Annotated in this window: 2 protein-coding genes; both read right to left on the bottom strand. The window is 60.3% G+C overall.

Going from position 1 to position 1,009, the window contains the following annotated elements:
- The coding region (locus E4S61_RS25100) for an ABC transporter ATP-binding protein (RefSeq protein WP_135306508.1) at positions 1–612 on the bottom strand (612 nt) is incomplete at its 3' end.
- A gap of 97 nt (positions 613–709) precedes the next feature.
- Positions 710–1,009, bottom strand: a 300-nt coding sequence (locus tag E4S61_RS25095; protein WP_135306507.1) for an ABC transporter permease subunit, incomplete at its 5' end; no start/stop codon positions are given.

Genomic DNA, 1,009 nt, shown 5'->3' with positions numbered 1-1,009 from the left:
CGTCATCGCTTCGGTCTGGTCGTGGGTAACGTACAGCGTCGTCACCCCGAGGTCGTTCTGTAAGCGATTTATCTCGGTGCGCATCTCCGCCCGGAGCTTCGCGTCGAGGTTCGACAGCGGCTCGTCCATCAGGAAGACGTTCGGATCTCGGACGATGGCCCGACCGAGTGCGACACGCTGTTGTTGCCCGCCGGAGAGTTCGCCGGGTTTGTTGTCCAGCAGTTCCCCGATGTCCATCATCTGGGCGGTGGACGTGACGCTCTCTTCGATGGCGTCGTCGGACATGTCCGTCGACATCTTCAGTCCGAAAGACATGTTCTCTTCGACGGTCATGTTCGGGTACAGCGCGTAGTTCTGGAACACCATCGCGATGTCCCGAGCGCGCGGGCCGAGTTGGTTGACGATGGCGTCGCCAATCTCGATGTCGCCCTCAGTCTGGGTCTCCAGCCCCGCGACGATGCGCATGAGCGTCGATTTCCCGCTGCCAGACGGCCCGACGAAGACGACGAACTCGCCGTCGTCGATGTCCAGCGAGACGTCGTCGACCGCGACGACCGAATTCTCGTCGTCGCCGAACCGCTTCGTAACGTCGTCGATCGTGATTCGAGCCATTATCGTATCTCTATCGTGCAGCTACCTGAATGTACCCCCGCTGCGAGGGAGTGGTTCGCGAGCGATGCATAGTATCCGTGTGTCGTCGTGTTCAGTCTCATTCTTTGATCACCACGCCGAAGCTGAGTCCGGCTGCGAGGTACTTGTTGACCGCGATGAGGAAGATGACGACGGGAACGATCATCGCCGTCGAGGCCGCAGCGAGCATCGACCATTCGATGGACCGGGAGCCGATGAACGAGTAGACGAACAACGTCACTGGCACCGCCTCGAAGCTCGTCAACACGAGCCCGAACAGCAACTCGATCCACGCGAAGATGAAGCTGATGATGGCCACTGAGAAGATGCCGGGTTTGGCCGCCGGCAGGACGACTTTGCGGAAGCCCTGGAACTGGGT

This window comes from Haloarcula amylovorans (assembly GCF_004681185.1).
Taxonomy (GTDB): domain Archaea; phylum Halobacteriota; class Halobacteria; order Halobacteriales; family Haloarculaceae; genus Haloarcula; species Haloarcula amylovorans.
The sequence above is the reverse complement of the archived record's forward strand: the minus strand, read 5'-3'. Positions and strand labels throughout refer to the sequence as shown.